Origin of the sequence: Acinetobacter sp. LCT-H3 (genome assembly GCF_001866125.1) — a bacterium.
Lineage (GTDB): Bacteria > Pseudomonadota > Gammaproteobacteria > Pseudomonadales > Moraxellaceae > Acinetobacter > Acinetobacter schindleri.
The window spans coordinates 156,620-182,198 of record NZ_MODX01000003.1 but is presented as its reverse complement, the minus strand read 5'-3'; the positions used below and the strand labels follow the sequence as shown (position 1 = coordinate 182,198).

25 protein-coding genes are annotated in these 25,579 nt (G+C 43.0%); 19 read left to right on the top strand and 6 right to left on the bottom strand.

The window, feature by feature from the left end; genetic code table 11:
* The first annotated feature begins 73 nt into the window (after positions 1 to 73).
* Together BK820_RS03390 and BK820_RS03385 are read left to right on the top strand one after the other, a co-directional pair.
* Positions 74 to 2,119 carry a hypothetical protein gene (locus tag BK820_RS03390; protein WP_071320102.1) on the top strand — a complete coding sequence of 682 codons (2,046 nt, stop codon included), beginning with the start codon at positions 74 to 76 and terminating at the stop codon, positions 2,117 to 2,119.
* Between the two features lie 53 nt (positions 2,120 to 2,172).
* Entirely contained in the window at positions 2,173 to 3,888 is a 1,716-nt protein-coding gene (locus tag BK820_RS03385; protein ID WP_071320101.1) for a DEAD/DEAH box helicase, read from the top strand.
* A gap of 240 nt (positions 3,889 to 4,128) precedes the next feature.
* Here BK820_RS03385 and BK820_RS03380 read toward each other — a convergent pair whose 3' ends face one another.
* On the bottom strand, positions 4,129 to 4,581 hold the full coding sequence (locus tag BK820_RS03380) for a DUF441 domain-containing protein (protein ID WP_004645490.1): 453 nt from the start codon (positions 4,579 to 4,581) through the stop codon (positions 4,129 to 4,131).
* Positions 4,582 to 4,721: 140 nt separating this feature from the next.
* Between BK820_RS03380 and BK820_RS03375 the strand changes: the two genes are divergently transcribed.
* Positions 4,722 to 5,429 (top strand): pseudouridine synthase, encoded by a 708-nt coding sequence (locus BK820_RS03375; protein WP_004815537.1) that lies wholly within the window; start codon positions 4,722 to 4,724, stop codon positions 5,427 to 5,429.
* A 10-nt stretch (positions 5,430 to 5,439) separates the two neighbouring features.
* Here the strand turns inward: BK820_RS03375 and BK820_RS03370 are convergent, their stop codons facing one another.
* The 3 genes from BK820_RS03370 to BK820_RS03360 all read right to left on the bottom strand — a co-directional run bounded on the left by BK820_RS03370 (position 5,440) and on the right by BK820_RS03360 (position 7,338).
* Positions 5,440 to 5,883, bottom strand: coding sequence for a GNAT family N-acetyltransferase (locus BK820_RS03370; RefSeq protein WP_071320100.1), 444 nt, complete (start codon positions 5,881 to 5,883; stop codon positions 5,440 to 5,442).
* Positions 5,884 to 5,976: 93 nt separating this feature from the next.
* Positions 5,977 to 6,321, bottom strand: a complete 345-nt coding sequence (locus BK820_RS03365; protein WP_071320099.1) for a type II toxin-antitoxin system RelB/DinJ family antitoxin — start codon at positions 6,319 to 6,321, stop codon at positions 5,977 to 5,979.
* Positions 6,322 to 6,435: 114 nt separating this feature from the next.
* A complete protein-coding gene (locus tag BK820_RS03360; protein ID WP_071320098.1) occupies positions 6,436 to 7,338 on the bottom strand; it encodes a pseudouridine synthase in 903 nt (300 codons plus the stop codon).
* 127 nt (positions 7,339 to 7,465) lie between these two features.
* On the opposite strand from BK820_RS03360, the gene tsaE reads away from it, so the two are divergent.
* From tsaE to hfq, 4 genes are all read left to right on the top strand, one after another.
* Positions 7,466 to 7,945 carry a tRNA (adenosine(37)-N6)-threonylcarbamoyltransferase complex ATPase subunit type 1 TsaE gene (gene tsaE / locus BK820_RS03355; RefSeq protein WP_071320097.1) on the top strand — a complete coding sequence of 160 codons (480 nt, stop codon included), beginning with the start codon at positions 7,466 to 7,468 and terminating at the stop codon, positions 7,943 to 7,945.
* Complete coding sequence (gene mutL, locus BK820_RS03350; RefSeq protein WP_071320096.1) at positions 7,935 to 9,926, top strand: DNA mismatch repair endonuclease MutL; 1,992 nt, start codon at positions 7,935 to 7,937, stop codon at positions 9,924 to 9,926. The genes tsaE and mutL overlap by 11 nt, the downstream gene beginning before the upstream one ends.
* A gap of 6 nt (positions 9,927 to 9,932) precedes the next feature.
* On the top strand, positions 9,933 to 10,877 hold the full coding sequence (gene miaA, locus BK820_RS03345; protein WP_004815547.1) for a tRNA (adenosine(37)-N6)-dimethylallyltransferase MiaA: 945 nt from the start codon (positions 9,933 to 9,935) through the stop codon (positions 10,875 to 10,877).
* A 92-nt stretch (positions 10,878 to 10,969) separates the two neighbouring features.
* Positions 10,970 to 11,491: an RNA chaperone Hfq gene (hfq, locus tag BK820_RS03340; RefSeq protein WP_004815549.1), complete on the top strand. Its 522-nt coding sequence runs from the start codon at positions 10,970 to 10,972 to the stop codon at positions 11,489 to 11,491.
* Between the two features lie 117 nt (positions 11,492 to 11,608).
* Here the strand turns inward: hfq and BK820_RS03335 are convergent, their stop codons facing one another.
* Complete coding sequence (locus BK820_RS03335; RefSeq protein WP_071320095.1) at positions 11,609 to 12,913, bottom strand: peptidylprolyl isomerase; 1,305 nt, start codon at positions 12,911 to 12,913, stop codon at positions 11,609 to 11,611.
* The gene (locus tag BK820_RS03330) at positions 12,913 to 15,372 is read right to left on the bottom strand and encodes an LPS-assembly protein LptD (RefSeq protein ID WP_071320094.1); all 2,460 of its coding nucleotides are present in this window, start codon (positions 15,370 to 15,372) and stop codon (positions 12,913 to 12,915) included. Before BK820_RS03330 ends, BK820_RS03335 begins: the two co-directional genes overlap by 1 nt.
* Before the next feature lie 121 nt (positions 15,373 to 15,493).
* Between BK820_RS03330 and BK820_RS03325 the strand changes: the two genes are divergently transcribed.
* The 12 genes from BK820_RS03325 to BK820_RS03270 all read left to right on the top strand — a co-directional run bounded on the left by BK820_RS03325 (position 15,494) and on the right by BK820_RS03270 (position 25,571).
* Positions 15,494 to 16,507, top strand: coding sequence for an aminoglycoside phosphotransferase family protein (locus BK820_RS03325; protein WP_004815555.1), 1,014 nt, complete (start codon positions 15,494 to 15,496; stop codon positions 16,505 to 16,507).
* Positions 16,508 to 17,197 (top strand): N-acetylmuramate alpha-1-phosphate uridylyltransferase MurU, encoded by a 690-nt coding sequence (gene murU / locus BK820_RS03320; protein ID WP_004815557.1) that lies wholly within the window; start codon positions 16,508 to 16,510, stop codon positions 17,195 to 17,197.
* 85 nt (positions 17,198 to 17,282) lie between these two features.
* The gene (rsmG, locus tag BK820_RS03315; protein ID WP_004815559.1) at positions 17,283 to 17,915 is read left to right on the top strand and encodes a 16S rRNA (guanine(527)-N(7))-methyltransferase RsmG; all 633 of its coding nucleotides are present in this window, start codon (positions 17,283 to 17,285) and stop codon (positions 17,913 to 17,915) included.
* Positions 17,916 to 17,940: 25 nt separating this feature from the next.
* A complete protein-coding gene (locus tag BK820_RS03310) occupies positions 17,941 to 18,723 on the top strand; it encodes a ParA family protein (protein WP_004815561.1) in 783 nt (260 codons plus the stop codon).
* Positions 18,720 to 19,607 (top strand): ParB/RepB/Spo0J family partition protein, encoded by an 888-nt coding sequence (locus BK820_RS03305; RefSeq protein ID WP_004815563.1) that lies wholly within the window; start codon positions 18,720 to 18,722, stop codon positions 19,605 to 19,607. Before BK820_RS03310 ends, BK820_RS03305 begins: the two co-directional genes overlap by 4 nt.
* Before the next feature lie 29 nt (positions 19,608 to 19,636).
* Positions 19,637 to 20,275, top strand: coding sequence for a MotA/TolQ/ExbB proton channel family protein (locus BK820_RS03300; RefSeq protein ID WP_004815564.1), 639 nt, complete (start codon positions 19,637 to 19,639; stop codon positions 20,273 to 20,275).
* Positions 20,276 to 20,283: 8 nt separating this feature from the next.
* Positions 20,284 to 20,706, top strand: a complete 423-nt coding sequence (locus BK820_RS03295; protein ID WP_004815566.1) for an ExbD/TolR family protein — start codon at positions 20,284 to 20,286, stop codon at positions 20,704 to 20,706.
* Positions 20,706 to 22,433 (top strand): lipid A export permease/ATP-binding protein MsbA, encoded by a 1,728-nt coding sequence (gene msbA / locus BK820_RS03290; RefSeq protein ID WP_004815568.1) that lies wholly within the window; start codon positions 20,706 to 20,708, stop codon positions 22,431 to 22,433. The genes BK820_RS03295 and msbA overlap by 1 nt, the downstream gene beginning before the upstream one ends.
* 2 nt (positions 22,434 to 22,435) lie before the next feature.
* Positions 22,436 to 23,440 (top strand): tetraacyldisaccharide 4'-kinase, encoded by a 1,005-nt coding sequence (gene lpxK / locus BK820_RS03285; protein WP_071320093.1) that lies wholly within the window; start codon positions 22,436 to 22,438, stop codon positions 23,438 to 23,440.
* A gap of 12 nt (positions 23,441 to 23,452) precedes the next feature.
* On the top strand, positions 23,453 to 24,214 hold the full coding sequence (gene kdsB, locus BK820_RS03280) for a 3-deoxy-manno-octulosonate cytidylyltransferase (RefSeq protein ID WP_071320092.1): 762 nt from the start codon (positions 23,453 to 23,455) through the stop codon (positions 24,212 to 24,214).
* A gap of 14 nt (positions 24,215 to 24,228) precedes the next feature.
* Positions 24,229 to 25,212 carry a DNA polymerase III delta subunit-related protein gene (locus tag BK820_RS03275; RefSeq protein ID WP_071320091.1) on the top strand — a complete coding sequence of 328 codons (984 nt, stop codon included), beginning with the start codon at positions 24,229 to 24,231 and terminating at the stop codon, positions 25,210 to 25,212.
* A gap of 17 nt (positions 25,213 to 25,229) precedes the next feature.
* The gene (locus BK820_RS03270; protein ID WP_004815576.1) at positions 25,230 to 25,571 is read left to right on the top strand and encodes a PilZ domain-containing protein; all 342 of its coding nucleotides are present in this window, start codon (positions 25,230 to 25,232) and stop codon (positions 25,569 to 25,571) included.
* Positions 25,572 to 25,579 lie beyond the last annotated feature (8 nt).

The following is a 25,579-nucleotide window of genomic DNA, read 5'->3' as shown; positions in this document are numbered from 1 at the left end:
AGCTGTTTTACTGGTCTGTGTCAGATGACTTGAATATGCTTAAATGAGTTTATAGTCCATTTTAGGTGCGTGTATGGAACAGGAGAGTTTAGTACCGCAGTATCAGCAGCTCGCCAGGCAGTTGCTTCGTATTTCAGATTGCTTGCATGATATTTATCAGGATCAGTGGGACATTGTGGGGAATTTAAATGCCCAGAATATGTTCAAGCTGGATCATGAGCGATATCGGATCGTCTTGGCAAATGGCCTGTTTCATATCCAGCTGCATACGCCTCAGCACATTCAGCAGGGCACAGCGCAATTGCTGGCAGAACCACATTTTAGTGTGCAGCATCACAAGTCAGACACTCTGGAAGAGTTCTTTTTACAGGATATCCATTTCCTGACTGGTGATTTAAAACCCCAGCATTCCCTATTCTTGCGTGATAAAGCGCAACAGTTACGTAAGCTGCTGTTCGAACAGGTCTATCAATGGGTCAATGGGCCTGCACGTGTGCTGAAATTCGTGCAGCAACTTTCCGTTGTGCAGGCAGAAATCATTGATCATCTGATGAGAAGAGCGGGTCTGTATACCACGCCAGTAATGAGTGACTATGTCTTATATGGAAAAGAACTACCTCAAAACATCTTGCAGCAAATGCAGAAGATTTTTTCCTTAGAATATTTAGCGCCCGCTGACTTTCTTTCGATTCAGGGACTCATGCACAGTCTGGATGAATTCTGTTTTAGCGCAGCACAATTTCTGCATCCGGCAATCTACCGTATTATGAGTTTATCCTTTGAGGAGCGTTTTAATCTGCATGAGTTGAATGATCATGTAAACGATATTGAACTCCTGTTCAGGCACGCCTTGGAGCATAGTAATATGCTGGGTTTCGTGCGTTTGATGAACCGTGATACCTGGGGACGGGATGATCTGCTAAGCAAGAAGCATTTTCTGGAAAATAATCATCAGTTATGGCAGAAAAAAGTCGCGAAACTGCCATTGTTTGACTGTAATCGGGCGATCAACTGGCTGTTCAAGCAGTCTGCTGAAGTGTTGGACTGGATTAGTACGAATATTCAGCACAGTAGTGTACGGGTTACAGTCACGGCGATCAGTTTCTTGAATACCCATCAGGTTCATCCACAGGTGCTGCTGGCGACCTTGCAATATTTTCAATATGCTTCGGCGCGGTTATTTATTCATAGTGTGCATCAGCATGCCATACAGTATAAATGGTTCACGCATCCGGATAATAAATCCGTAGTATTAAAAGGAACACGTCAGGCGATTAATGACCACCGGATCGCTATCAGTCCGTCAATTCTGTATCTGGACGAGTGGATCGGCCTGATGCGCGAAGTAGTCAAGATGGATGATTGCACCACCAAGAAGGTATATATGGGTTTAAGCCGGGTCATGCAGGCCTATATGCAGCATTTACATAAAGCAACTTCTCATCTGCCTGAAGCGGTACAGCAATATATCAGGCCAGCTACTCAACAAAATCGCGATTTTTATACCGAGTTGCAGCGTTATCGGATTCAATTGACTGAGTTTCGACAGCTGTTTTATCTGCAAGATGCCAATGTACGCGAATCAATTTTTGACAGTTATGTACGTGACTATCTGGCAGAATATTTTGCTATACATAAAAATATTCCAAAAAGTCTGACCTGGAAGGGTTTGTTTATTCAGGCCATTGCCTGGCATGACCAGATTCAGAAGCAGGAAATTATTGCCCGACTGAAAAAGGACTTTGCACTTAAGGACTGGAAAAGTCTGACGAATGAAGCACATTTCTATTATTTTGACTGGAAATTTGAAGAGCTAAAAAATATAGACCAGATTATTGAGGAAGCTCGGATTTTTCAGAACTGTCTGGCCGCCAGTTATGCACAGCGGATCATAGAAGGGGAATATGTTGCTTTTCATGTCAGTCATGCAGAATTATCTACGCCACTGCTCTTGGGTTGTCATATACACGATCAGGAAATTATTTTCGATCAGCTGGAATATCCCCATAACCAAAAAGCAGATCCGCAATGTATCGATATGGCAATTCATTTCACCAGCTGGTTTAACAGACGACTGCATACGTCGTGTATAGATTCTGATTTGGACCTGAATACTTAACTTTTGCCGGAAAAGTCGTTAGGCTATAGCCGTTCTTTCACGGTATAGGTCATATGAAACAGGAAACTGCACTTAAGTTACTTAAAGCGGGCGAAAATGTATTTTTAACAGGCTCGGCTGGTGCAGGGAAAACCTATACCCTGAATCAATATATCAATTATTTGAAAGCACGTAAGGTATCTGTTGCGATTACAGCATCTACAGGTATCGCGGCAACGCACATGAATGGCATGACTATTCATACCTGGGCCGGTATCGGGATTAAGGACTTCTTGTCAGAAGAAGACCTGAAGCGTATGAAAGAGCGCAAATATCTGAAAGAGCATCTGGAAAATGCTCAGGTACTGATTATTGATGAGATTTCTATGCTGCATGCCAAGCAGCTAAATCTGGTTAATCAGGTATTAAAGTATTTCAAAGAATCTGATGAAGCTTTTGGTGGCATTCAGGTGATTGTTGCTGGCGATTTCTTTCAGTTGCCTCCAGTGGGCAGAAATGATGAACGCAACCGGGATAAATTCTGCTTTATGTCAGATGCCTGGGTTGAAGCCAAATTTCGCGTTTGTTATCTGACTGAGCAGCACCGTCAGGGCAATGATTATCTAAATGATATTCTAAATGCGATCCGTGCACAGGCGATTGGTACAGAACATCGAAATGCCTTGCAAGGAACACGTCATCAGGAGATTGGCGACACTTATACGCGTCTGTATACGCATAATATGGATGTGGACAGTATCAACTTCCGGCATTTAAATGAAATTGATAATGAGCCGCGCCAGTTTGATGCCCAGTGCGACGGCAATGACAAGTTGATCGAAACGCTGAAATCTTCAGTGCGTGCGCCAGAAACCTTAACGCTGAAAAAGCATGCTAAAGTCATGTTTGTCAAAAACAACTTTGATCTGGGCTATATCAATGGCAGTTTGGGTGAAGTTATTGGTTTTGAAGAAGATGATGAATTTGGGGTATTGCCTAAAGTCAAACTCACAGATGGGACGACGTTGCTGGTTGAACCAGAAACCTGGTCAGTAGAAAATGAAGCCGGTAAGACTATTGCCAGTTTCCAGCAAATTCCCTTACGTCTAGCATGGGCGATTACGATTCATAAATCACAAGGTATGACCTTAGAAGCTGCCGAAATTGACTTGAGTCATACTTTTGAAAAAGGACAGGGCTATGTGGCACTTTCGCGTTTAAAAACTTTAGATGGTCTACGTCTAAAAGGTTTTAATGAGCAGGCATTGGAACTGGATAGTCTGGCAATTAAGGCAGACCGCCGTTTTCAGGAGTTGTCGAGTGAAGCCGAAGAACACTTTGAAAATATTGATTTAACCAAGCAGCACAATGCCTTTATCCGTCATTGCGGCGGTACGCTGAATGAAACTGAAATTCAGCGTAATGAAAAAAAACTGGCGAAAAATGGCGGCAAGCAGAATTATGCTGCCGCAACGCTGGATGAAACGCGTGAACTGTTTGAAGAAGGTTATGATATTGCCGATATCGCCACTGAGCGTGGCTTAACACCGGCAACGATTATTAACCATTTAGGTCGACTGCATAAAGAGCAAGGTTTAGATATATCTGTAGCTCATCCGGGTGAGGAAGTGGTTGAACAAGTGCGTAAGATCTATAAACGTCTGACTAAGCGACAGGATACCGATCATTTCAATGATGATGGGTCTATTAAACTGCGTCCGATTGTCGAGTTAACCAGTCCACGTATGGGTTATGACCAGGTGCGTTTGGCGCTACTATTTGTGGAATAAGAAAAGCTATCTTACTTTTGACAGGCCATGAGAAACATCGTTTCGCAAGATAAAAGCCCTTTATTGATCTGACAGCATATCCTGAGCAAGCTTTAAGTACTGCTTTATAGCTTGCGCAAGGCAATCAATGTGCGACCTCAATGCCGCTATTCATATGATTTGATATCGAAATATTTTTAGAAATCCTGGGAGAATGGATGTTTGAGTTAGGGTTAACTAAATAGAAATTTTATTTCAAACTTATTGCGTACTAATCAATAATGATAAAATTCCTGCGGCAATTAACGGCCCGACTGGAACACCGCGTAATACTGCTACACCTGCTACTGTGCCTAATAATAGTCCGGCTACCACATCTGGCTGATTGGACATCAGCTTCACTCCACGTCCTCCCAGCCAAGCAACAAAGACACCAATGGCGATTGCCAGTAAAGACTTCCAGCTCAGGAAAGATTTGAGAATACTTTCTCCTGAAATTTTGCCACTGGCAATCGGTGTCAGAACACCAATGGTCAGAATAATAATCCCGATATTTAAACCGTGCGCCTGTACATAGGGTAATAAACTGCTGAGAGGCGTGATTTTTAAAACGATTAACACCGCTGCAGCAATGGTGACGGCACTATTATGACTAAAAATACCGCAAGCCAGTAAAACCAAAAGAACAATCAGATTCAGATCAAGTTGCGACATAAGTGGGAGAGATAGAGTGAAAAATAAAGCTATTGTAGAGCTTTTCAACGCATGATACCTAGAAAACAGCGGAAGAAAACAAAATCATGATTGTTTCAGGATAGAATGCACAGGTCTTCACTCGATACAGGTATGAATAGATGCTATTGGAAAAAATGTTGCAGTCACAAGGTTTTGGCTCACGTAAGTATTGCCAGCAACTGATCAAGAATGGCGCTGTGAGCATTCAGGGTGAAATCATTGATAACCCAAAGCATAAACTGGATCTGGATCAGCTAGAGTTCAATGTATATGACGATACTTATCAATATCGGGAAAAAGTCTATATTGCCTTAAACAAGCCACAAGGTTATGAGTGTTCGCATCAGGCAACCCATCATTTTAGTGTCTTTGAGCTGTTTGATGACTTGCTCATGAATCGTGGAATCCAGTGTGTAGGTCGTTTAGACCAGGATACGACAGGCTTGCTGTTACTGACTGATGATGGTCAATTTTTGCAGGCATTAACTCATCCTAAAAAGCATGTTGCCAAGGTTTACCAGATGGATACCGCAGACCCTGTTACGGATGAGCAGATCAAGCAGCTAGAACAAGGTGTTGAGCTACGTAATGAAAAAGGTATGTATGCTGCTACAGATGTCATTCGTCTTGAAGAAAAGCGCTTACAAATGGCGGTTCATCAAGGTGTTTATCATCAGGTGAAACGTATGCTGGCAGCTGTGGGGAATAAAGTTGAAAAACTGCATCGGGCTCAAATAGGTCAATTGACTTTGAATGATTTGCCAGAAGGTGAGTGGATTTATTTAACTGAAGATCAAGTGATTCAAGCTAAATACCGTGCCGAATAAAGCGCTGGATTTACTTGAGAAAACAATGAAAAGTGACAAATTCATCATCTCGCATAAATCCCATTGATTCATAGAGTTTATGCGATTGGTGGTTGTTTTTCTGGGTGTCCAGGCTAATACGCAGTGCATTTTCATGTCGGGCAAATAAAATAGCGGTATCAATCAGTTGTCGTGCAGCGCCATGACGGCGATACAGTGGAGTGATATACACATCATCCAGCACATAAAACTTTGAACAAGCTACTGAGGAAAATCTCAAATAAAGCAGGATAAATCCGGTAAAAATATCATCCTTGGTGTTGATAAAAATCACTGTTTGCTGGTCTTCAAATCGCTGTTTTAGAAACTGATAAGAAAGTTCCTGATTTGAGGAAGCTCCATAAAACTGGCGATATTCATCAAATAAAACTGAAAGATGTTGCAGGTCTTCCACCTGAGCACGTCGAACAAGCATTCCTTACTCCATGTCTTATTATTATGTATTCATGGAGCATAACGAAATTTGGGGGAGGTGTAGCGTATGAAATTGTTTGAAAATGCGACAGTGTTAAATTTTGTCACTTTCGCCCAAAATGGCATTCAGTTCTTCAAATAAATCAAAATGATCATCATCAGCATGTAGATCCAATGCTTCCTGTTCTGTAGTGTCTGCAAGCAGGCCGGCAGTTACAGGTTTGGATTCACTTTGCTTCAGTTTGCGCAGCTTGATTAATTGTTCAAGGTTAATATTCTGATTTTCAATGGAGAAGGGGATGGATTTAGTCAGCACTACCTGTTTGAAAAACAAGCGGACTGCTTGGGCTGGTGTAATTCCCAATTGCTTAAATACGGCAAAGGCTTGTTTCTTTTCTTGAGAATCCAGGCGTATTTGGTAGACTTCAGTTTTTCTCATAATATATTCAAGATTTTAAAATACTTAACTTTTCGCATTCATTTTAATCCATTACATTTGAAATACAATCCTTATACGAATCAATTCTGAAAATAAATCGTAATGACAGCTGCATTACAATGTTAGTACTTGCTCGGAAGAAAACTGCATCAATTGCTGGGTAATAGGGTCAATAAACTGGATGTGTTTGGCCAATAACTGTAAGGGTGCAGAAAAATCATTATCTGCTTTATGTGCAACGCTAGGATAAAACGGATCATTCCGAATCGGTATGCCCAAAAAGTTTAAGTGCACACGTAATTGGTGCTGCTTGCCAGTATGCGGTTTCAGTTCGTATTTGGCTAAATGATCTTGCTGTTCTAATAAGGTGATTTCGGTTTCACTATTAGGGTCACCTTCTAAAACCTGCATAGTATAGAAAGGCCGACCTTTATCCATGCGTAAACGCACAATTTGCGGAAAGCGAAGTTCTTCACGATAACCTGCAATCGCATGATAGGTTTTCTGTACTTGGCGTTTTGCGAACAGCTGCTGATAAAGTCCACGCGATGCTACATTTTTAGAGATAAGCACTACGCCAGCCGTTTCCCGATCCAGTCGGTGAATCGGAGTTAGGTGCTCAATCTCGGTCTGTTTCTTTAGACGAACCAGCAGGGTTTCCTGTACATATTGTCCGGTCGGGCTCATGGTCAGAAAATGTGGTTTATCAATTACCATAAAATGTTCATTTTCGAACAGGATTTGGTGTTCGAAAGGAACATGCACTTCGTGTGCCAGAAAGCGATAATAAAAACAGTGGCTATTCGCCTGAAAGGGGCTATTTAGATTTAAGCTATTTCCTTGTGCATCATAAACCAGGCCCTCCTGAAAACGGGATTGCCATTCACTGGTCTGGATATGTGGAAACTGTGTACATAAATAGTCATAGACTGTTGTAGCAGTGGACGGTTGCAAGAAAACTTTGCTGGCACTGACGCCGTTGATCATCGGTGGGATAAATTCAGCAGAAGTATTCATATGGGGAAGTGGATCTCATTCAGGAAACAAATGCTATGAAAAAATACATTTTCTCATGCGGCAGAATAGGCTTTTAAACTGCGGCGATGCTATCATATTTGTTCCTTTGAATCATGTCGTGAGTCATATGCCTTATTCATTTACTGTCACCTTAAATCATGAAGAAGATACCCAACAGCTGGCTAAGGTATTGGCCGCGAATTTTAGTACGGGAGTGATCTATCTGATCGGTGATCTGGGAGCAGGCAAGACGACATTGACGCGCTATTATTTACAACAGCTCGGTCATCAGGGTTCGGTCAAAAGTCCAACCTATACATTGGTAGAACCTTATAATATTCAAGGGAAGGATATTTTCCACTTTGACCTGTACCGTTTAAATGATCCCTATGAACTGGAACTGATGGGTATTCGGGATTATCTTGAAACCCCAAAGGCATTATTCTTGTTTGAATGGCCATCTAAAGGTGGTGATGAAATACCTGAAGCAGATCTGATCATTGAAATTCTTAAATCTGAAGATGAGTTGACTCGTACTGCAGCGTTGACTTCATCAAACTCAGTATTACAGAAGGCTTTGGAGCAGCAATTCCCACATGTCGAATGATTTAAGCGCACGCCGTATCCGTTCACTTGATCCTGCACTGGCGAACCAGATTGCAGCGGGTGAAGTGATTGAACGACCTGCATCTGTAGTGAAAGAACTGCTCGAAAACTCGATTGATGCTGGTGCGACTGAACTGGTGATTCGTGTAGAACAGGGCGGTAGTACACTGATCGAAATTATTGACAATGGTCGAGGAATTCACCCGGAAGATTTAGCGCTGGCGGTCATGCGTCATGCCACCAGTAAAATTCAGACAGCAGAGGAATTGCATGCCATCACCAGTCTGGGTTTCCGTGGTGAGGCGCTGGCTTCGATTGCAGCCGTATCGCGTCTAACCTTGACCAGTAGCCAAAGCGAAGATGGCATTGGTTATCAGGTTGAAGTGAATGGTACTGCTTTTGACCATCAGGAAATTCAGGCAGTTGCCACTTCACGTGGTACCCATATCCGGGTGCAGGATCTGTTCTTTAATGTACCGGCACGTCGTAAATTTCTGAAAAAACCGGGCACTGAATTTGGTCATATTGAAGAGATTGTACGTCGTCTGGCACTGACCCATTTCGATATCCGTTTTGTGCTGGAACATAATGAAAGTATCAAGCTGAATCTGCCTGTGGCAGACAGTGGAGCATTACGTTTCCAGCGTGTGCAGCAGTTATTGGGGCGCCAATTTACTGAAAATGCTTACTGGATGGATGCAGATAGTATCAACATGCGTTTGTCTGGCTGGCTCGGTCATCCTTTGGATGCGCGTGCTCAAGCCGATATGCAATATGTCTATGTAAATGGTCGTATCGTAAGAGACAAGACCATTTCTCATGCATTGCGTATGGCGTATGACGGCATTCTGCATGGACACCAGCATGCAGCTTATTTGCTGTTTCTGGAAGTGGATCCGGAAAATATTGATGTCAATGTACATCCAACCAAACATGAAATCCGTTTCCTAAATCAGCGTGAAGTACATGAGTTTGTACGTCATTATGCCAAAGAAACGCTAGCACAGTTCCAGACCGCAACAGCTAATCTGGCTGATGCAATGAAAACTGAGGAACCTGTACCACTTACGCCTCAGCCGCGTTATCAGGAACAATTTAGCCTGCATCAGGCTGCACCGCAGTCCCCTCCTGGACCTTATGCAGTTCAGCAGCATCTACATCCTCGTAATACTCATCAATATATAGAAGCTGAAGCTTCAGATGTGTTGACTGACTTTGAATCATCGCGTCCACAAACTGTGCATTATGTGCAGGATTATACCAAGCCTTATAGTGGTTCACAGCAGCTTAACAATGCCTTACAAAGCTATTTGGCACCACTTAGAGTAAACTCCGAAACTGAGCAGCTGAGCCCTGAGCAGTCTTTTCAGACACATGTGCAGGCCAAAATAGATGAGCATCCTTTAGGCATTGCGATTGCACAGCTGCATGGGATTTATATCCTTGCACAAAACACAGAAGGTCTGATTATTGTAGATATGCATGCAGCACATGAGCGTATCGTCTTGCAGCAAATGAAGTCTGCCTGGGATAAACCGGAGTTCTGGACGTCGCAGCAGCTTTTAATTCCTAGAGTGGTGTCTATCAGTCGTATGCAGGCCATGCGTGTAGAAGAGTTGAAGGAACAGCTGGCCCGATTTGGTCTGGAGATTGACCAGTATGGTGATGAACAGGTGATCGTGCGCGGAGTTCCTGCGATCCTGCACAAGGCAGATTTTGATGCCTTGATTCCTGAATTGCTGGATGATCTGGACCCAACGGATCAGGCGCAAGGCCTGCTGCAAAAGCGTGATCAGATCCTGGCAGGCATGGCCTGTCATGGTGCGGTACGTGCAAACCGTATTTTAAGTCTGTCTGAAATGAATGCCTTATTGCGTCAGATGGAACAAACTGAATTTGCCAGCCAGTGTAATCATGGACGTCCAACATGGCGTGCTTTCCCACTGGCTCAACTAGATAAACTTTTTGCTCGAGGAGAGTAGTGGTACATGTCAAATCAATTGCCGGTCATCAACTTAATGGGACCAACTGCAAGTGGTAAAACCGCTTTGGCATGTGAACTCTATGAGCAAGGAAATTTTGAGCTGATTTCCGTCGATTCTGCACTGGTTTACCGGGAAATGGACATTGGTACAGCCAAGCCAACCAAAGCAGAATTAGAGCAATATCCGCATCATCTGATTGATATTATTAGTCCTTTAGAAGTCTATTCAGCAGCCAATTTTGTCGAAGATGCCTGTCGCCTGATTGATGATATGCATGCACGTGGCAAAACCCCAATTTTGGTTGGTGGAACAATGCTTTATTTCAAAGCATTGTTAGAGGGATTATCTGATAATCTACCCAGTGCAGATTATAAGGTACGTGCGGAAATTGAAGCAAAAGCCGAACGGGAAGGGTGGGAAGCAGTATATGCGGAATTATGTACTGTAGACCCAGTCGCAGGGCAAAAATTTAAAGTAAGTGACAAACAGCGTATTATTCGTGCCTTAGAAGTTTATAAGCTAACTGGCCAAGCTATAACAAAACTACAAGCAGAACAACCAAAAAATCAACCATATCGTTACAGTTTTCATAATTACGCGCTAATCCCAGACCGAGTAGAATTACACAAGCGTATTGAAAAACGATTAGAAATTATGTGGGAAATCGGTTTTTTAAATGAAGTGAAAAGCTTGATGAAAAAATACGATTTTGATGAAAATCTTCCATCCATGCGTTCCGTTGGTTACCGTCAGGCGATCGAATTTATAAAAAACAGTGATCGAAGTGTTGAAAAACAGCGAGAAATGGAAGACAAAGCATTGTTTGCAACACGACAACTTGCTAAACGTCAATACACATGGTTAAGATCTTTGCAAGATAAGCATAAATTTACTACATATTTTACCGCACAGCAGGCTCAAGAAGACTTGCGAAACTGTTACGGATAAAGCAAAATTTACAGACTATCTTTTTTATAATTTTTAATTGAAAAATAAAGATAGTTTTTTGCGCTGATTTTAAAATTTTTTGGAGTTATAACATGTCTAAAGGTCAAACTTTACAAGATCCGTTCTTGAATTCCCTACGTAAAGAACGTATTCCTGTTTCTATCTTCCTGGTTAACGGTATCAAACTACAAGGTCATATCGAATCATTTGACCAATACGTTGTATTATTAAAAAATACTGTAAGCCAAATGGTTTACAAACACGCGATTTCTACCGTAGTTCCTGCACGTAACCCACGTCCTGCTGGTGCTCCTGCTGGTCCTCAAGGTGCTGGCTTTGGCGGTCAAGGTGGCTTCGGTGGCGGCCAACCTGGTGGCTTCGGTGGTCAAGGTGGCTTTGGTGGCGGCCAACCTGGCGGCTTCGGCGGTCAAGGTGGCTTCGGTGGCGGTCAACCTGGTGGCTTCGGTGGTCAAGGTGGCTTCGGTGGCGGTCAACCTGGCGGCTTTGGTGGTCAAGGCGGCTTCGGTGGTCAAGGTGGCTTTGGTGGTCAAGGTGCTGGCTTTACTGATGATGCAAAATTCGAAGATTCTCAAGATGACGAAAACAACCGTTAATCTGATTTAAGAATTCAAAAAACCTCTCAGAAATGAGAGGTTTTTTTTATGGTAATAGTCTTATATAGATAATAAAAAAACCGGCCAAAAGCCGGTTTTTTTTAAAGATGCTGAATATTAATTCTTTTTACGGTCCAGTTGTGGATCTTTAATCTCAACAAAGGCATTACTGCGTGTCTCACGTAACCAGCTATCCAGTTCTGTATCAAACTGACGTTCGCCTAAAAGCTGGCGTGCCATACGTTCCTGATATTCTGAAGTCATATCCTGTTGGCGCGTATCTGTCACCTGTAGAATATGCCAGCCAAACTGAGACTGAAACGGTTCGCTGATTTGGCCCACAGGCGTTTTTTTCATACGTTCTTCAAATTCTGGGACCATCACACCTGGATTCACCCAGCCTAGACTACCACTGTCACGTGCTGAACCAGGATCATTGGAGAAGGTAGCCGCCAGTACGGCAAAGTCTTCACCATTTTTTAGGCGGGTATACAGACTGTCAATCATCTGTTTGGCATTTTCAGGACTCACTACTTCGGAAGGCTGAATCAGAATATGACGCGTCTGATATTGTTGTACGAGTGCACGCTTTTCACCCGCTTTACGATCAATCAGCTTAAGAATGTGAGCACCATCGCGGGCTTCAATCAGTTCAGAGGTTTGACCAGGCTGAAGGCTGGTTACACGTGATGCGAGCTCATCTGGAATATCTGAAATATTACGGAAGCCCATGTCAGCAGCTTCAACTTTGACACCATTTTTGGAGTATTTCTTCTCAATTGCTTTCAGGTCGGTAGAGCTTTCTAACTCTTTCTTTACCTCTGCTGCAACTTGAGCTGTATTGTCACCAGAAACACGGACATGTTGTACATGAACCTGATTGCCGAGTAATGCCTGACCTTGCGGGGTTTTCAGGAAGTTCTCCACATCCTGATCGCTGATTTTGATACGGGAAGTCACAATCTGTTGACGTAAACGGTTAATCGCAAGGTCTTCTGCAATACGGTTACGTAGAGCAGCATAAGTATTTGGTGCAATTGAATCCAGCTTTTGCTGGAAAGCTTCCAGGCTAGAAGAACCAGAGTCGCGTGCAACTTTTAATACTGCATCATTAAGCGCTTTTTCATCAGGACGAACATTATAACGCTTTACCTGTTCAAGTTGAGCCTGACGCAAAATCAGTTGTTCTAAAGCTTGTTGTTGCAGGATTTGTTGTGACGGTGCAGGCTTCTTTTGCTTTTCGAGTTGATGAGAAATCTCTGCAATGCTTTGATCCAGGTCACTGCGAAGAATCACGCTATTGTCGACAACAGCTACAACTTCATCCTTGGTCTGTGCAACAGCAAAAGTAGGTATTGCTGCAGAAAGGCATAGCGCAAGTGTGGTTGCTTTAAAAAAATGTTTTAACTGTTTTGTCTTCATTAACGTTCTGTCCAAGTCTGATTGATATTATTAAAGCCCAGAATACGGTTTTCCAGTAGTGATGCCAATTTATTGTTGAATCCACCCAGGCCTCTCAGGCTGAGTTCTGCCATGATCATGCGTTTTGGTTTAACACCAGCTTCATTGATGTCATCCAGATCATTGTAATATGAGCGGCCATAGACGGAAACACCCCAACAGCATGACTCATAGTTCACGCCAAGTAAATATTCACGTGCAACGTTGTTTTCCAGATCGTATTGAGCATGACCAATCAGACGCCAGTTATTGAAAACAGGCTGAATGAATGAACCAACCACCTGATCATAGCTTTTTTGACGGTCAGTAATTTCATTGCGATAGAAATAGCCTACATTGTAGAGATTACCTTGTTCACCAGTGTAATAGGCTTGCACATCGCGCTGTGCATTCTGACCATTCGACATCCATGCTGAGTTAAAGTTGACATGGAAATTATTGGAAAGCTGGCTGGATAGTTGAATTACAGGACCAGTATGCGTTTCACGGTCATATTCATCAATACCCCGTTCTAAAGTTACGCGACGGTCTTCGAAGAAGAAACTTTGGCCTATACTGGCACGCAGGCGTTCTAAACCAACATCATTGAACAGGCTGTAGCTTAAGCCTACGGATGCAAAGTTATTGTCTTCTAAACGGTCATGACCATAGAAACGACGTGGGCTGAATAGCTGATCATAGCTGATCGAAGCATTCACTGAGTCAAAATTTGGCTGACCTTCTTGATTCTCGTAAGGTGCGTAAGCATAAAACAGACGAGGTGTTAGTGTCTGTAAATAGCGTCCTTCTTTTTCAAAAATCAAACCAGCATCGAGAGTGAATTCTGGCACTACAATAGATTTATCTTCACTTGAAGAATTAGTTTGGTTCTGGTCTAAAAGATCAATCGTGTCCTTGTCATAGAAGGTATTAATGTTGCGCAAGGACAATTGAGGAAGCAGGAATAAGCCAGGCGTTCGATGATTATAGCGAACTGCCAGATCGTTATAGATACGTGTACCACTCGGTTCGTAACTGCCTGTAGCTGGATTTATATTATTAACATCTTTTTTGAAATAGGCAGTATCGTGATTGGCTTCGAATTGCCAGCCGAGTGGGTTGCCCGTTTTATAGTTAACCAGGAATTGTGGCAAACGCGCATAAGGACGGTCTTCATCTGCAACTTCTGGGTCTAGGGTCTGGAAATCTTCTACTTTTAACTGTGCTTTTAAGCCAGGAATACCATTTTTATAGTTAATTTCCCAAGCACGACGTAAATTCAGATCAGTTTTAGAATTTGGGTTGTTATTTAGATCTGAGAAGAAATCTTTATCTGAAGCATAGTTATATTCAAGATTGGTTGAGAACTGCTCGTTAATCTGCCAGTCATGACGGAAATGCAGGTCTTTACGGTCTTGATCGTCATAGCTACGATCTGAAGGTAAAATGCCCCCCCAGATTTGACCATAGCCAAAGTTCTCGGTTAAGTAACGGAACTGACCATCCAGCATTGCACCACGGTCAGCGATATAACGTGGTGTAATGGTAGCATCGTAATTTGGTGCCAGATTTAGATATACTGGAACACCTAGTTCTAAGCCACCATCATTGGTAAAACCAAAACTAGGGGTCAGAATTCCGGTGGTGCGACGATCATCAATCGGGAAGTTAAAATAAGGTACTGCAAGAACAGGCACATCTTTAACGTATATTTTGGTATTACGAGTTTCACCACGACCTGTTTCCTGATTCAGCTTGATGCGATCCGCCTGAATTTTCCAGGTTGGCTTCTGTTCAGGTGGGCAAGTGGTATAGGTTGCATTTTCCAGCTCAACTGTTTCAGTGGAAGTTCTGGCGATTTTTTCTGCACGCCCATGCGCATGTTGTTCTTCTGCAATATAAAAGCTGTTATTTAAGTCGCCTTGTTGGGTTTTTAGGTTGTAATTAATATCATCACTTTGTGAGAGCAGACCTGCTTGTGCCAGCTGTACTCGACCTTGAGCTTTGGCGTAGGTCTGGGTCTGGTCAATAGTCACTTGATCTGCACGAATCTGACGACCTTGCTGATCAATGATGACATTGCCTTCTAAGTAGGAATCGCCATTCGGATTATAGTGGCCATAGTCAGCAGTAACAGTAGAAGTCGCTTGATCTGGAGCAACTGCTTCCACTGCAGGTGAAACCGGAGTAATCCAGGTGCCTTGACAATAAGCAGAACTTAAATACTGCCCCTGACGTTGTTGTGCTTCAGGCGTGGATTTGTCAACATAATATTGAGAGAAAAATGCTTCACCAGGATAGGTTTCCTGTAAGCTTTGTTTAAGCTGCTGATTGTGGCTGTTGGATGAGTCATTTTCTGCAGCATAGCTTGAAATTGAGCTACCACATAACAAAGTTAAGATCGCAGTCGCTAAAGGATTATATTTAAACTGATGCTTCATTTGTCTCATTAACCAATCATGCTTTTATCGCAATTAATTATTGTCGCATCATAGAGAAAAAGTTGATAAGTAGCTACACTTAGTACTTTAAAAACTCAGCCTGTACTAGAATTTATTGCAAATGAATACTCAACGCGAACAATTGATACAATCTTGGATTGCTTCTGTACTCGGTTCAGATCAATTTGAAACTCATTTTTTAGCAGGCGATGCCAGTTTTCGTCGTTATGCACGAATCAAACTGAATAATAAAACATTTATGCTAATGGATGCACCACCAGAAAAAGAAGATTGTGTGCCTTTTGTGACGATAGATGAATTTTTTGATGCGAATGGTGTTCGCGTGCCGCACATTGTGGCGAAGGATCTGGAAAATGGTCTATTACTGCTCGAAGATTTCGGCAATGTGATGCTGTCTGATCTGCTTAATGACGCCACTGTGGATGCTTATTATGAGCAGAGTTTCAAACAATTAGTTCAGTTGCAGTCTATTCAAGGTATAGGGCATTTCCCTGAGTATTCTTATGAAAAACTGATCTCGGAAATGGAATTGCTGACTGACTGGATGTTACCGGCTTTAAAAGTCATTCCGACCGCAGCGGAAAGTGCGCTGATTAAGCGTACCTTTGCTATTCTGGCGAATGCAGCATTAGCTCAACCTCAAGTGATTGTGCACCGTGATTTCCATAGCCGTAACCTGATGCAGATTGCAGGTGAAACAGATCTGGGCGTGATCGATTTTCAGGATGCCGTGATTGGTGCGGATACCTATGATCTAATCTCGATTACCCGCGATGCCTATGTGCAGTGGAATGCTGACCGTGTCTATCGCTGGTTTGAAATTTTCTATAACTTATTGCCGGCTTCTGCCAAAGAGGGTCGTGATTTTGGTCAGTTCAAGAAAGATGCCGACATGATGGCCATTCAACGTCATATCAAGATTTTAGGTATTTTTGTGCGCCTGTTTGAACGTGATGGTAAATCGGGATATTTGAAAGATTTGCCGCGTGTGATGTGGTATCTGCTGGAAGAAAGTAAACCTTATGCAGAATTGCAGCCGTTTATGCAATTTATCAATGAGCGCGTATTGCCAGCTTTTGAAGAAAAATATGGTTCATATGAGGTGGCTGCATAAATGAAAGCGATGATTCTGGCTGCAGGCCTAGGTAATCGCATGCGCCCTTTAACGCTGCATACACCAAAGCCACTCTTGGAAGTTGGGGGCAAGCCTCTGATCGTCTGGCATATCGAAAAGCTGGCGGCGATCGGTGTGAATGAAATTGTCATTAATACTGCATGGCTCGGTGAAAAGCTTGTGGAAGCTTTGGGTGATGGTTCGCAGTTTGGTGTCAAGATTTTATGGTCACATGAAGGTGAGGGGCTGGAAACTGCTGGTGGTATTATCAACGCTTTGCCTTTATTAGGGGGTCAGCCTTTTATTCTGGTGAATGGTGATGTCTGGACCACCATGGATTTTGCGCCATTATTGACAGTGGAGCTGGGTGAAAACCTGGCACATCTGGTGTTGGTGCAAAACCCACCTCAGCACCCACAAGGTGATTTTAGCTTGGTTGAAGGTAAAGCTTATACCTTTGATCAGAGTGTTCAGGGTGAAAATCTGACCTTTAGTGGTGTCTCTTTGATTGATCCAAAAATGTTTGTAGGTCTGGAAGCAGGTAAGCGTCCACTGGCGCCATTACTCAAAAAGGCGATGCTGGCAAATCAAGTCGCTGCCTCAAAGTTGATTGGTGACTGGGTTGATGTAGGGACGCCAGAGCGTTTGGCTGCACTGGATGCTGAAATTCGTGAAGGGAAATATGCTTAAGTGAATATTCACTAAGCACTCCCTACTGTGCCAATATAGAGAAAGCGGTATACTTTCTTCTAATTTTTTCGAGCGTTAATTGTTTATGCATACGTTTTTTCAGGAATTAAAGCAGGGTAGCCAGGCTTTAGGTTTAGCATTGAGTGATGAAACTTTAAATTTATTACTCAAGTACCAGGACGCTTTGGTGCTGTGGAATAAGGCATACAATCTGACTGCCATTCGTGATCCGAAAGAAATGCTGGTCAAGCATCTACTAGATAGCTTAAGCATTTTAAAGGATCTGCCATCAGGCCGTCTGCTCGATATTGGTACCGGCGGCGGGATGCCAGGCATGATCATTGCATTATGTCAGCCGGAACGTAACTGCGTACTATTAGATTCAAATGGCAAGAAAATCCGTTTCCTGAAGCAGTTTATTGCTGACTTGAAGCTAAAAAATGTGATTGCGGTGCAAACACGTGTTGAAAATGAAGACAGTATTAATGAACTCGGTCAGTTTGATGTGATTACCAGTCGTGCCTTTGCATCATTGACCGATTTTGTAAACGCATCAAAACCTTATATGCATGAGCAAAGTATTATTGCTTCCATGAAAGGTCTGATTCCACAAGATGAAGTTAGTGCTTTAAAAGATGAATTCAGTTGTGAGATTATTGAACTAAAAGTTCCGCGATTAGACGAACAACGTCATTTACTTTTATTAAAACGTATTTAAGATTTTCAAAGGAATTGGGGTCAACATGGCACAAATTATTGCGATTGCAAACCAGAAGGGTGGCGTTGGCAAAACCACAACCGCAGTAAATTTGGCGGCATCTCTCGCAGTATTAAAAAAACGTGTGCTGCTTGTGGATATGGATTCACAAGGTAATGCTACGATGGGCTCGGGCATTCAGAAAAATGATTTACTTTATTCAGTAACGGATGTGTTGCTTGGTGAAGTGCCGATTGAAACGGCAATTACCAAGGCGGAAGTTGGATATAAAGTATTAGGCGCCAACCGTGATCTGGCTGGTGTAGAGCTGGCAATTGCCGAACAGGAAGGCCGTGAATTTATTCTGCGTGATGCCCTGCAGGAAATTGAAAAATCATTTGATTATATTATTGTAGATTGTGCACCAAGTTTAAGCCTGATTACCGTGAATGCCTTAGCTGCCGTGGATGGCGTAATTATTCCAATGCAATGTGAGTATTATGCATTAGAAGGATTGGCTGATTTGACTCAGACCATTGACCGGATTCAGCAGGCTTTAAATCCTGATCTACAAATCGTGGGTGTATTACGTACCATGTATGATGCGCGTAATGCACTGACACGTGATGTCTCTGAAGAATTACAACAATATTTTGGCAAGAAACTTTACGATACCGTGATTCCACGTAATATCCGTCTGGCTGAAGCACCAGCACATGGTTTGCCAGTGATTTATTTTGAAAAAAGTTCTAAGGGTGCAGTTGCTTACCTCAATCTGGCGGCTGAAATGTTAAAGAAAAGCAAAGTGAAAAAAGGAAGTAAAGCATGACCGTGAAGAAACGTGGACTCGCCAAAGGTCGTGGTTTGGATGCATTACTGGGGTCAATTCAAAAAGAAAAATTACAGCTTGAAGCACAAGGTCTGGATCATGGTCAGCTGAAGCAGATTGATGTGAATCTGTTGAAACGTGGTGAATACCAGCCACGTCGCTATATCAATGAACAGGATTTGCAGGAACTGGCTGCTTCAATTGAGAAGCATGGCATCATGCAGCCGATTGTCATCCGTCCGGTAGATGATGAACGCCATCCTTATGAAATTATTGCGGGTGAGCGTCGCTGGCGTGCAGCACAATTGGCAGGCCTTACAGAAGTTCCTGCGATTGTACGTGATCTGAATGATCAGGTGGCAATTGCGCTGGCTTTGATTGAAAATATCCAGCGTCAGGATCTGAATCCAATTGATCAGGCAATGGCGCTGCAACGTTTCCATGAAGAATTTGGTCTGAGCCATCAGGAAATTGCCGATACTGTAGGCAAGGCGCGTACGACAGTCAGTAATTTACTGCGTTTGCTGACCTTGGCTGAAGAGGTCAAAGACTTTATGCAGCAAGGGCTGCTTGATATGGGGCATGCGCGTGCGATCCTGACTTTGAAAGCCAAAGACCAGCTGAAAGTGGCTGAAATGGTAATTGAGAAGAGCCTGTCCGTACGCCAGACTGAGCAATTAGTGCGTGATTTCAATACCCCAAAACAGGATAAACCAAAGCCAGTCGTAGCGCCGGATATTCAACAACTGACACAACGTCTGTCAGAACGTTTTAGTGCAGAAGTAAAAATTGATTATAACAAGCAGGGCAAAGGCAAACTGGTCATTAGCTATCATTCACTGGAAGAGCTAGATGGTATTCTTTCGATCCTGGATGACGAATAAAACTTGATTCTTGATTGGGGACAAATCAGATGTGGGAATTGGTAAAAGCAGGTGGGTGGCTGATGCTACCCCTCGTATTATGTTCGATTTTCATGGTGGCCATCTCATTAGAGCGATTTATTCGCCTGAAAAAGAGCCTGATATTACCTAAAGCGCTTTTGATGGGTCCCGGGCAAAATGCCAATCATGTGATGCAAAAACTAAATATGGATAAATCCCTGCAAGGGAGTACATTAGGCCGTGTTTTTGCAGCAGGTGCTGCCAGCCAGCAACAGACCGAGCAATATGCACGTGCCCAGATGGAAGTCGTTGCTTCGCAGGAAATTGGTTATCTGGAAAGAAATATTAATTTTTTAGGAACTTTAAGTGCAGTTGCACCTTTGCTGGGTTTGCTCGGTACAGTGATCGGAATTATTGAATCTTTTCTTATGATTGACGTGGGTACTACCAGCGATCCAGTGCTGATGATGCCGGGGATTTCCAAGGCGTTAATTACGACAGCTGCCGGGATGCTGATCGCGATCCCTGCCTTATTTGCACATCGTTATTTCCAGCGTCTGGTACAGGAATATGTAGCTGAGCTGGAGCAGCAGGCGACTTTATTTCATGCTGACCTGTTTTATTCGCATGCTTCAGAAGCGGATGAAATTCTTCAGAAGGCGAGCTGAGGTGAGTCATGAAATTCAAACGCAATCAGGTTGAAGATGTTCATATCAACCTCACTCCGATGATTGACTGTCTGTTATTTATCTTGGTATTTCTATTGCTTTCTACGACTTTCAGTCAACTCAGCCGTATGAATTTGACCTTGCCAGACGCGCAAGGAGTTCCACCGAAAAACTTTGATCAAAAGGTTGAAGTCACTGTGGATGCAAATGGGCACTATGCAGTGAATGGGCAGTCATTGGCGAGCAAAGAAGTGGCTGATTTAAATACCGCAATTAAACAGATTTCTAACGAACGACGTGATTTAATGTTCGTGATTGCTGCTGATGCAAAAGCAGCACATCAGGATGTGATTCGCGTTATGGATGTTGCAGGGCAACTTGGCTTTGTGAACATCAACATTAGTACGAAAGTACCTACCCGAGGTTATTAGTGAAGCAAGATTTAAAAGTCTATTTACGTCTTCTCAGTTATTTAAAACAATTTTGGGGATTGGCCTTACTGGTTATCCTGGGTTTCGCCATCAATGCTGCAACAGAAGTCTCTGTTGCCAAGTTGCTGGAATATATTATTGAAGCGATTCAGACTCGTGATCAGGGTTTTACGACGATCTTCCCGTTTCTGGTGGTCTTGCTGATCTTTTTCCGCGGTGTAGGTTTGTTTTTGGGTGGCTATTTTACTGCAGTCATTTCCCGAAATCTGGTCTTTAATATTCGTCAGGAAGTCTTTGCCAAGCTGATGCGTCTGCCTTCGCAATATTTTCTGGATAATACCAGTGGTCACATTACTGCTAAAATCATGTATAACGTTGAGCAGTTGACTGCTGCCTCAAGTGATTCACTTAAGGTGATTGTGCAGCAAGGTCTGATCACAATCGCGCTGATTGGTTATCTGCTTTATACAAACTGGCGTTTAACGTTAATTATTCTGATTTTTGCACCGATCATTGGTCTGCTTATTCGCAAAGCTGCACAGCGTATGCGTAAGCTGTCCAAGCAAGTGCAGAACACCATGGGTGATGTGAACCATGTGGTACAGGAGTCTGTAAATGCCAATATGGTGGTAAAAGCTTTTGGCGGTCAAACGTACGAGCAGGAACGATTTAGAAAGCACTCTCTAGAAAACTTGCGTCGTGGCTTGAAAATGGTTGTAGTGAAAGAGCTCAATAGCCCGATCGTACAGCTTATTATGTCTATTGCGTTGAGTATTGTCATGTTTCTGGCTTTGCGCCCGGAAATCTTGCGTGATACGACTGCTGGTGAATTTGTTGCTTATATTACCGTGGCAGGCATGTTGTCCAAACCGATCAAGGCACTCACTGAAGTCAATGAAAAAATTCAGCGTGGTATGGCGGCAGCTTATTCAGTGTTTGAATTACTGGATATGCCGGAAGAAAAAAATGCAGGTACTTTTAAAGATACTTTAAAAGGCAATATCCAGCTGAAAAATGTGAATTTGACTTATTCTGATGGGTATCAGGCATTAACCGATCTGAATCTTGATGTAAAAGCCGGACAAACAGTGGCATTAGTAGGTCGCTCAGGTGCAGGTAAAACTTCACTGGTAAACCTTTTAATGCGTTATCAAGAAGCAAGCTCCGGTCAAATCCTGTTTGATGGCAAAGACATTAAAGATTTTGAGCTGAATGCTCTGCGTACCCAGATCTCGATGGTAAACCAGCAGGTGGTGCTATTTAACCGTACCGTGCGTGAAAACATTGCGTATGGTCAGTTGGAAGATGCTGCAGAAGAAGATATTATTGCCGCGGCTAAAGCTGCTTATGCCCATGACTTTATTATGGCTTTGCCAAATGGTTATGATACTGAGCTGGGCGCACAAGGTCTGAATCTGTCTGGCGGTCAGCGCCAGCGTATTGCGATTGCGCGTGCTATTCTGAAAAATGCACCAATTTTAATTCTGGATGAAGCAACCAGTGCGCTGGATAATGAATCTGAATACTTCATTCAGCGTGCTTTTGATGCGGCAATGCAGGATCGTACCACTATCGTTATTGCTCACCGCTTATCTACGATTGAAAATGCCGACAGTATTGTCGTCATGGATCAAGGTCGCATTCTGGAGCAGGGGACCCACCAGGAATTGATCAACCGCAAGGGTGCTTATTACCAGTTGCATCAACGCAACTTCGAGGAACAATAAGTATGTCACTGGCACAGGTCATTCAGGATGCCTGGAATACACAGGCTAAATGGCTGATTGTATTTCGACCATTGTCCTGGCTGTACCAGATCGGATTTAGCTTAAATAAAGCCTTATATGATAAAGGTTTTAAAGCAAGTTATACCGCACCTGTACCTGTGATGGTGATTGGTAATATTACTGTGGGTGGGAGTGGGAAAACTCCATTACTGATCCATTTGGTTGAATATCTAGAAAAACAAAATGTCCGGGTTGGCGTGATCAGCCGGGGTTATGGAGGTAAAGGTCCATTTCCTTGCTATGTCGATACGCAGGCGACCGCAGAAAGTGTGGGGGATGAACCCGCACTGATTGTCCAGTCGACGGGTGTACCGATGGCTGTTGGTCCTAATCGTCAGCAGAGTATAGAGCTGCTATTGTCCAAACATAATCTGGATTTGATTATTTGTGATGATGGTTTACAGCACTGGGCTTTGAATCGTCAGATTGAGTGGATTGTGCTGGATAATAATCGTGGTCTGGGCAATCAGAAACTTCTGCCTGAAGGTTATTTACGTGAGCCGGTTGAACGTCTAGAAACTGGTACTGTAATTGAGCATACGGCTTATCCGCAATCTGACTTGCATATGCATTTGGCTCCCTCACAGCCGTATTTACTCAATCGGGCAGGGTCGCAGGCTTTTGATCCGAACTTACCTTTTTATGCCGTCGTCGGGATTGGTTTTCCACAGCGTTTCTATCAGACCTTGGAAAGCCTGGGTATTCAGCAATTCCAGTGCCATGAATTTCCGGATCATCATGACTATAAAATTAAAGATCTGCAGTTTGAAGATAATTATCCGATCATTACCACTGAAAAAGATGCAGTAAAGATTATGGCTTTACTCAAACAGAATCCGGAATTTAATCGTGATATCTGGGTGGTGCCTGTTGAGGCAATATTATCGCCGGCCTGTTATGCGACCTTGCAGCAACAACTTGGTGAATACGGTATTTCTATTTCTTAAGGTTTATTCATTATGAAACACATTGTTATTCCTGCACGCTTTGCCAGCTCACGTCTGCCGGGTAAACCTTTATTGGAGATTCATGGTCGCCCAATGATTCTGCGTGTGGTTGATCAGGCGCGTAAAGTAGAAGGTTTTGATGATCTATGTGTAGCGACGGATGATGAACGTATTGCAGCCGTATGTCGTGCTGAGGGTGTGGATGTTGTCATTACTTCACCTGATCATCCATCGGGAACCGACCGCCTAAGTGAAGTAGCAAAAATTAAAGGTTGGGCAAGTGATGATATTATCGTTAATGTCCAAGGCGATGAGCCGTTATTACCTGCGCAACTGGTTCAGCAGGTGGCTCAGCTACTGGTCGATCAGCCAGAATCGTCTATGTCGACACTTTGTGAGTCGATTCATCAGCTTGAAGAATTTCAGCGTGACAGTATCGTGAAAGTGGTGATGTCAAAGCACAATCAGGCGCTGTATTTTAGCCGTGCAACGATTCCTTATGACCGTGATGGAGCAAAACAAGCTGAGCAGAAACTGCATGATCAGGCCTATCGTCATTTGGGTCTGTATGCTTATCGGGTGAAGTTGCTTCAGGAATATGTAACCTGGGAAATGGGCGTTCTGGAAAAGCTGGAATCTTTAGAACAGTTGCGTGTGCTGGAAAATGGTCACCGTATTGCCATCTCTGTTGCTGAAGTGAGTTTGCCCCCTGGTGTAGATACCCAGCAGGATCTGGATCGTCTGAACCAGCTTGATCCATCTGTATTCGCCTAATTTGAGAATTTAGCATGCCGCTTGATGCCACCGCACAAATTTATCCTTGGCAACAACAAGTCTGGGATACGCTTACTGGGCGTTTTCCCCAGCTTGGGCATGGACTACTGTTTTATGGCAAAAAGGGTTGTGGTAAGGAAGCTTTTACCCAGCAATTTCTAGCATGGGTATTATGTCAAAATCGTCATATGCGCAATTTGCCATGTGGTGAATGTGGCAGTTGTCAGTGGCTTAAAGCAGATACTCATCCCAATTATGTTTATATCAGTACCGATGAAGAAAACAAAAAACAGAATGCCAAAATCAAGATTGAAAAGATCCGGGATTTATTGCCATTTGTGCAGCAAACTGTTGATGGTTGGCGTGTTATTGTCATAGAGCCTGCTGAAGCACTGAATATTGCCTCTTCCAATGCTTTGCTGAAAACCCTGGAAGAGCCGGGTGAAAATATTGTCATTATTCTGCTGGCTGATCATTACTTAAAATTACCCGCGACAATTCGTAGCCGTTTACAGCATTTTGCTTTGGATCGCATTACATCAGATCAGGCCACAAATTATTTAAACGAATATTTACCAGATGCAGGATCTTCCCAACAGCAATTATTAATGAATCTGGCCAATCAGATGCCGTTACAGGCGATTGAAGTGGCTCAGAGTGCCTGGATGCCGATGCGTCAGGATTTTTTGCAAGACTGGAAAAAACTGGTTATAGAAAAAAATATGCCGATCGCAATTGCGACGCGATGGAACAAAAGCCTGAACTTTAGTGATTTTGGGCAGATGTTTGAATACTTGTTGTCGGATTTGATTTGTGTCAAGCTAAATCAAGCCGTTAAAAACATCGATTTGGAATTTGATGTATTGGCTCAACAATATTCATTAGAACAGCTTTTTGATATTTATGGGGAATTTCAGCAGTCTAAACAGTATCTGGAACAGAATGTACAAAGCAATCTGGTTCTGGATCAGCTCTGTATTCGACTGATGAATCTTTAACGAACAAGGAGAAGAATATGCAATCACGTATGGGGGGGATTATTCAGGCCAATATTCCTGATATTGAAACTCTATTTGCCAGTTATATGCCATTTGTTGCAGGCGGTGGTCTTTTTATTCCTTCCAATCAGACAGTAAAGCTCGGGGATGAAGTTTTCGTCCTGACTACTTTACCTGAACAATCACAAAAAATTCCTTTAACCGGTAAAGTCATCTGGGTATCACAAAAACAAAATGGCATTAAACCACAAGGTTTTGGCATCCAATTAAGCGGTGATAAAGGCATTTTCTTTAAAAATGAGGCCGAACGACTGACTACGGGGCTTAAATCTGCAGGGCGTAGAAGCTACACTATGTAGATTCTCCC

Coding starts and splice junctions, on each gene's coding strand:
- BK820_RS03335 (WP_071320095.1), bottom strand. CDS start 12,913: ATGAAGACAAAACAGTTAAAACATTTTTTTAAAGCAACCACACTTGCG.
- hfq (WP_004815549.1), top strand. CDS start 10,970: ATGTCTAAAGGTCAAACTTTACAAGATCCGTTCTTGAATTCCCTACGT.
- BK820_RS03325 (WP_004815555.1), top strand. CDS start 15,494: ATGAATACTCAACGCGAACAATTGATACAATCTTGGATTGCTTCTGTA.
- mutL (WP_071320096.1), top strand. CDS start 7,935: ATGTCGAATGATTTAAGCGCACGCCGTATCCGTTCACTTGATCCTGCA.
- BK820_RS03370 (WP_071320100.1), bottom strand. CDS start 5,883: ATGCTTGTTCGACGTGCTCAGGTGGAAGACCTGCAACATCTTTCAGTT.
- BK820_RS03295 (WP_004815566.1), top strand. CDS start 20,284: ATGAAATTCAAACGCAATCAGGTTGAAGATGTTCATATCAACCTCACT.
- kdsB (WP_071320092.1), top strand. CDS start 23,453: ATGAAACACATTGTTATTCCTGCACGCTTTGCCAGCTCACGTCTGCCG.
- BK820_RS03360 (WP_071320098.1), bottom strand. CDS start 7,338: ATGAATACTTCTGCTGAATTTATCCCACCGATGATCAACGGCGTCAGT.
- BK820_RS03270 (WP_004815576.1), top strand. CDS start 25,230: ATGCAATCACGTATGGGGGGGATTATTCAGGCCAATATTCCTGATATT.
- BK820_RS03385 (WP_071320101.1), top strand. CDS start 2,173: ATGAAACAGGAAACTGCACTTAAGTTACTTAAAGCGGGCGAAAATGTA.
- rsmG (WP_004815559.1), top strand. CDS start 17,283: ATGCATACGTTTTTTCAGGAATTAAAGCAGGGTAGCCAGGCTTTAGGT.
- tsaE (WP_071320097.1), top strand. CDS start 7,466: ATGCCTTATTCATTTACTGTCACCTTAAATCATGAAGAAGATACCCAA.
- lpxK (WP_071320093.1), top strand. CDS start 22,436: ATGTCACTGGCACAGGTCATTCAGGATGCCTGGAATACACAGGCTAAA.
- BK820_RS03305 (WP_004815563.1), top strand. CDS start 18,720: ATGACCGTGAAGAAACGTGGACTCGCCAAAGGTCGTGGTTTGGATGCA.
- BK820_RS03365 (WP_071320099.1), bottom strand. CDS start 6,321: ATGAGAAAAACTGAAGTCTACCAAATACGCCTGGATTCTCAAGAAAAG.
- murU (WP_004815557.1), top strand. CDS start 16,508: ATGAAAGCGATGATTCTGGCTGCAGGCCTAGGTAATCGCATGCGCCCT.
- BK820_RS03380 (WP_004645490.1), bottom strand. CDS start 4,581: ATGTCGCAACTTGATCTGAATCTGATTGTTCTTTTGGTTTTACTGGCT.
- BK820_RS03390 (WP_071320102.1), top strand. CDS start 74: ATGGAACAGGAGAGTTTAGTACCGCAGTATCAGCAGCTCGCCAGGCAG.
- miaA (WP_004815547.1), top strand. CDS start 9,933: ATGTCAAATCAATTGCCGGTCATCAACTTAATGGGACCAACTGCAAGT.
- BK820_RS03300 (WP_004815564.1), top strand. CDS start 19,637: ATGTGGGAATTGGTAAAAGCAGGTGGGTGGCTGATGCTACCCCTCGTA.
- BK820_RS03310 (WP_004815561.1), top strand. CDS start 17,941: ATGGCACAAATTATTGCGATTGCAAACCAGAAGGGTGGCGTTGGCAAA.
- BK820_RS03275 (WP_071320091.1), top strand. CDS start 24,229: ATGCCGCTTGATGCCACCGCACAAATTTATCCTTGGCAACAACAAGTC.
- BK820_RS03375 (WP_004815537.1), top strand. CDS start 4,722: ATGCTATTGGAAAAAATGTTGCAGTCACAAGGTTTTGGCTCACGTAAG.
- BK820_RS03330 (WP_071320094.1), bottom strand. CDS start 15,372: ATGAAGCATCAGTTTAAATATAATCCTTTAGCGACTGCGATCTTAACT.